Source organism: Magnetococcales bacterium (assembly GCA_015231755.1).
In the GTDB taxonomy this organism is placed as follows: domain Bacteria; phylum Pseudomonadota; class Magnetococcia; order Magnetococcales; family Magnetaquicoccaceae; genus Magnetaquiglobus.
Genome location: JADGAZ010000039.1, coordinates 1 through 5,186, shown reverse-complemented (window position 1 = coordinate 5,186; position 5,186 = coordinate 1). Strand labels below are relative to the sequence as shown.

Here is a 5,186-nt window from a genome sequence, read left to right as displayed (position 1 = left end):
ACATTTCCTTACACGACGCTCTTCCGTCTTCTCCTCATCAGGTACCCGAAGGGTGATTGAAAGGATTTGCGCAATTTTGAAAGTCAAAGGCCAAACCGGAATGGCCTTCATCCATGAACGAGGTGTAGCTTATTTTGATCCGGTTCCTGTCCTTGATTTTGGGTCCACCTCAGAATCCAAGGGGTCGATGGCATCCCCGGCGCACCAGGCATCAACGGCATGACCATCTTGAACGGAACCGTCGCGCCAGATGCGGGCCAGGGTGTGGACGGTGATTATTATCTCAACGTGGCAACCGATGATTGGTATCTGAAATCCGCCGGTGTCTGGACTGTTGTCATGAACATCAAGGGATTGACCGGGCCAACTGGCCCGACCGGCGCACAGGGCATCCAGGGAACAACCGGCGCAACCGGGAATGCTGGAACCAATGGGCTGACCGTTTTGAACGGTACCACCGTTCCTGCCGCTGGAATCGGAGTCAACGGCGACCACTACCTCAACACGGCAACGAACGACTGGTATCTGAAATCCGCCGGTGCCTGGACGATCGCCACCAACATCAAGGGCACAATCGGCGCGATTGGTGCCATTGGACCACAGGGTATCCCTGGGGATGCCGGATCGATACCGGGAACCCCGTTAACCCATATCAAAGGGTATTTTGGCCTTCTTGACTGCATGGGGGTGGCCATGAATACCGGATCCATCACCGTGGGGACACAGCCGGTTGGCGCTGCGTATTGTCCTTCAAACGATCGGATTTATGTGGCGAACCAGGGGAACAGTTCGGTATCGGTGATCAATCCGCATACCAAATTGGTGGTGGCAACGATCGGTGTCGCCAACAGTCCGCAGGAAGTGGCGTATTGCCCGTCCAGCAACCGGATTTATGTGACGAATCAGGTCTCCCTGGTCGCCGTTATCAACCCGGAGACCAATGTTGTGGAGTCCAACATTACGGTCACAGGTGGACCACAGGGGTTGGCGTATTGCCCAACCACTGATCGATTGTACGTTACCTGCATGAATACCGCGACGGTAGCGGTTATCAACCCGATGACGGGACTCATTGTCGCCACTGCTTATGTTCAGACCACTCCGATGGCCGCCGTTTACTCGCCATTCAATGACCGGATTTATGTGTCAAACCAAGGTTCCTCTTCGGTATCGGTCATCAATGTTCAATCCAACGCGACGATTGCTACGGTAACCGTGAGTACCAACCCCCTCGGATTGGCCTATTGTCCGTCGACTGATCGGATTTATGTGGCGAATCAGATCGGTAATGTGTCGATCATCAACCCGTTAAACAATACAGTCATCCTCACGATTCCCGGCATTGGCTCAACCACGATGCGTGTCGCATACAATCCAACGACTGATCGGATTTATGCCATCAATCAGGGTTCTACGTATGTGGCGGTCATCCATCCGACCACAAATGCCTGGTTGAGTTGCACTGTCGGCAGTGCGCCTACTGGGGTTGTCTATTGTCCATCCACTGACAAGATGTATGTGACGAACTTGGGTTCCAATTCGGTGTCGGTACTCACGTAATGGTAGCATCACGCCCTATCACCCAGGAAGACTTGATATGAATGATTATCTTGCCATGGAACCGTTAATCGTGGCCCGTCTCAACGATCAGATCAACAACGTCACCATCAAGTCGACCTGGGGCATGCCCAAAATCCAGGAGACTTTTGATTTACCTCCGGCGGTCATGATCCTGCTGGAAGATGACCGGCCCGGCCAAATTCAATTGCTGGAGGACGGGGCCACGCAAAAGGTGGAGCAGATATGGCTCTGCCTGGTGGTGGTCTCTGACGCCGAGAATGAGGCCGGGCCTTTGATTGCCCAGGTCATCAAGGCCCTGAACGGTTGGCAGCCTGCCGGGGAGACGTTTTTCCCTTTCAAGCGGGTGAAATCGACCTTTGTTCCAGACTATTCGCCCAACGGGGTCTATTACTTCCCGGTGGCGTTCTCAACGAGTTTCATTTCATAAAAAGGATCATACCATGGCCAGCAGTCATGTCAGTCTCATCGGTGCCGGGAGAGTCTTCATCGGGCTGCGCACCGGTGGGAAATTGCGTTTTGTCGGGCAATGCAAGGAGTACAAATTGGATTTCACGGAAGAAACCAAAGAACTGAAAGATTACGTGAACGGTGGCGGGATCGCCGACAGCGTCAGTTTCATCTCCAAAGTGGAGACCAGCATCACCTTTGCGAGCCTCTCCGTGAAGAATCTGGCCATGGCCCTGCGTGGCGTCGATTCGGTCTTGGCGTCGCAAGCGTTCACCAGCGAGGCGCGTACCGCCTACCCTGGCGGGCTGATTCAGCTTGCGGGCGTCGGCCCGACGGCGGTGACGCTGACCCTGGCACTGGACGCCTGGGTGGCGTCCACGGCCTACGCCGTCGGGCAATTGGTCAAACCCATCGCGGGCACCCATTATTATGAGTGCAAAACGGCTGGCACCTCCGGGGCCGCCGCCCCCGCCTGGAAGACCGATGGCACCGACACCACCGACGGGACCGCCACCTGGACGGACAAGGGATTGCGGGCGTTGGCCGCCAGCGAATACGAGATCACCAGCGCGGGCATCTTCATCCCGGACACCTCCAGCAAGATCTCCGAGGCGGGCACCCCGGTCGAAGTGGCCTACACCACCACCGAGGGGACCAACATCGAGGCGTTGGTCAAGGCCGGGGAAGAGTACCAGGTGGTGTTCGCGGGCAAGAACTTCGCGCGCAACGGCAAGCCATTGAGCGTCGATATGTACCGGGTCAAGTTCTCCGCACCCAAGGATCTGGCCTTCATCGGCGAGGATTTCGCCACCCTGACGCTGACCGGCACCGTGCTGAATGACGACACCAAAACCGGTGAAGATATCAGTGCTTACTGCAACATCAAGATGGTGGTGTGATGACGACCATGCGACGCACCAAGAGCATCACTCTGGGCGATCCTGCCCGCGAAGTGATCATCCGGGAACCAACGGTTGCCGAAATGCGCAACTGGCTCGTTGAACTGGAAAAACTCAAAACCAGCACCATTGATTTCGTGACCCATGGCCTGTTCAACGACGCATCTTTGACCGACATCGTGCTGATGTCCAACCTTTCGTTGGCAGAGCTGGACGCGCTGGTGCCCTCGGAGATCAGGATCTTGATCGACGCCTGTCAGGAGATGAACCCGGATTTTTTTACCGTGCGCAGGCGCAGGATGCTGATGTGGGAGATGGAGTCCCATTCAGCGTATGCAGCCTTGATCAACTCCGATCAATGGATGCTAGCCAATCCGGAGCCTCCGGAGACGACATCCCCGGCATGATCAAGAATCTGGTCTGGTCGGCCTGCGCCCTGGCGCGGGCTGGTCATGCGGGTGTGTGGGATTACCCATGGCCTGTTTTTCTGGCCGCGACCGAAGAGTTGACCGCATCGATGAAGAGCAAATAAACCATGCCCACCGCTTCGCTGGAATTCACGCTCTTCATGAACACCGCCGACATCGGGCGTGGCATGGGGAGTGTCAGGAAAACCGTGGCCGACGGCATGCGCGGCATGACCCAGGCCGCCAAAGAGGAGAGCCTGCGCATCCAGTCCGCCTTGGCGAGCATTACCGCCTTCCGGGAACTCAAAACAGGGGTTGCGGAGTCCCGCGCCGAGTGGGTGAAAGCCCAGGCGGAAGCCACCCGGCTGGGTGCTGCCTTCAACCAGGTCGGCCCACCCGTCAAAGGGCTGAAGCAGGAGTTCGAAAAAGCCAAAAAAGCGGCGGCGGACGCCCAGGCCACCTTTATCCAGCAGAGCATCGCGTTGAACGTCCTGCGCACCTCCATGGCCGCTGCCGGGGTATCAACGACCGGATTGGCCGCCGCACAAGCCAGACTTCGCGCCGAACTGGCCGCCAACGAGGCGAAATTTCAGGCGCAAGCCAGATTGATGAACAGAACCCAGGATGCCAGAAACGTCCTCAACCTTGGCCCCAGGGTCAACACGGATCGGGAGGTGCTGCGTCTTCAGGCGGCCTACGAGCGTCTGAGGGCTACTGGCAATCTCACCGGTGTCGAGCTGGCCAGGGCGCATGTCAGGATGACCGAGGGGATCCTCGCCTTGCGCAATGGCACGGACAGTTGGGCGGGACGCCTGATGCTGGTCCGGGAGCAACTGGTGCAATTGGCCATCGTGGGCGCGGGTATCGGCCTGTCATCCAGGGAGGCCATTGCCTTTGAATCCGCCATGTCGAATGTGAGAAAAGTGGTGGATTTTCCCACACCGGGTGCCTTCAAAGAACTGACCGCCGATATCAAGGGGATGGCTCGTGAAATTCCCGTGCCCCTGGAGGGACTGGCGAAAATCGCTGAAGCGGGTGGGCAGATGGGAATCGCCTCCAAAGAGATCCGTGGTTTCACCGAAGTCGTCGCCAAGATGTCCACCGCCTTCAACATCTCTCCCAACGAGGCCGGAGAGGCGGTCGGGCGGTTGATGAACATCTTCAAATTGACCGTGCCGGAAACGCAACGCCTGGGAGATGCCATCAACCATCTGGGCAACAACACGAATGCGGTTGAAAAAGACATTCTCAACGTGATGAATCGCACCGGAGGCATGGCCAAGGTATTTGGTCTGGCCAACACCGAATCCGCCGCCCTCGGAACCGCTTTCCTGGCCTTGGGACGTCCTCCGGAGATTGCCGCCACCGCGATCAACGCAATGATGCTGATCCTGCAGACCGCGCCCACCCGCGAGGCGGATTTCAAACAGGCGTTGGCCCGGATGGGCATCTCTGCGGAAAAACTGGCCGCCGACATCGGCAGGAATCCGCAACAAACCCTGCTGACGTTCCTGGAGACCCTGAAAAGCCTGGACAAGCAGACCCAGTCCGAGACCCTGGCCACGATCTTCGGCAGGCAGTACGCCGACGACATCTCCATTCTTTTGGCTGGTCTGGACAGCTACAAGAACGCCCTGGATCTGGTGTCCAAGGAGACGAACTACGCGGGGTCCATGCAGAAGGAGTTCAACGAACGGGTCAAGACCACCGCCTCCCAGATGCAACTGGCAAGCAACGCCATCTCCGAGGCGGGCGTGAACCTGGGGACTGTTTTTCTGCCCGCTATCGTCACCGCATCGCAGGCCATCCCCCATGGCGCGGAAAGTCTCGAAGATGTCGGTATTGTTGGCTT

General features: G+C 57.5%; 5 protein-coding genes. All 5 read left to right on the top strand.

All coding sequences use genetic code 11. From position 1 onward, the window contains the following. Positions 1 to 219 precede the first annotated feature (219 nt). Complete coding sequence (locus tag HQL98_16110; protein MBF0273569.1) at positions 220 to 1,560, top strand: hypothetical protein; 1,341 nt, start codon at positions 220 to 222, stop codon at positions 1,558 to 1,560. A 37-nt stretch (positions 1,561 to 1,597) separates the two neighbouring features. Then, on the top strand, positions 1,598 to 2,008 hold the full coding sequence (locus HQL98_16105) for a hypothetical protein (GenBank protein ID MBF0273568.1): 411 nt from the start codon (positions 1,598 to 1,600) through the stop codon (positions 2,006 to 2,008). A 13-nt stretch (positions 2,009 to 2,021) separates the two neighbouring features. After that, entirely contained in the window at positions 2,022 to 2,927 is a 906-nt protein-coding gene (locus HQL98_16100) for a hypothetical protein (protein ID MBF0273567.1), read from the top strand. Further along, on the top strand, positions 2,927 to 3,334 hold the full coding sequence (locus HQL98_16095) for a hypothetical protein (GenBank protein MBF0273566.1): 408 nt from the start codon (positions 2,927 to 2,929) through the stop codon (positions 3,332 to 3,334). The genes HQL98_16100 and HQL98_16095 overlap by 1 nt, the downstream gene beginning before the upstream one ends. A 128-nt stretch (positions 3,335 to 3,462) precedes the next feature. After that, positions 3,463 to 5,186: phage tail tape measure protein (locus HQL98_16090; protein ID MBF0273565.1), on the top strand; the 1,724-nt coding region annotated here is incomplete at its 3' end.

Excerpts from the sequence above, each read along its gene's own strand:
- HQL98_16110 (MBF0273569.1), top strand. The coding sequence starts at position 220 with ATGACCATCTTGAACGGAACCGTCGCGCCAGATGCGGGCCAGGGTGTG.
- HQL98_16105 (MBF0273568.1), top strand. The coding sequence starts at position 1,598 with ATGAATGATTATCTTGCCATGGAACCGTTAATCGTGGCCCGTCTCAAC.
- HQL98_16100 (MBF0273567.1), top strand. The coding sequence starts at position 2,022 with ATGGCCAGCAGTCATGTCAGTCTCATCGGTGCCGGGAGAGTCTTCATC.
- HQL98_16095 (MBF0273566.1), top strand. The coding sequence starts at position 2,927 with ATGACGACCATGCGACGCACCAAGAGCATCACTCTGGGCGATCCTGCC.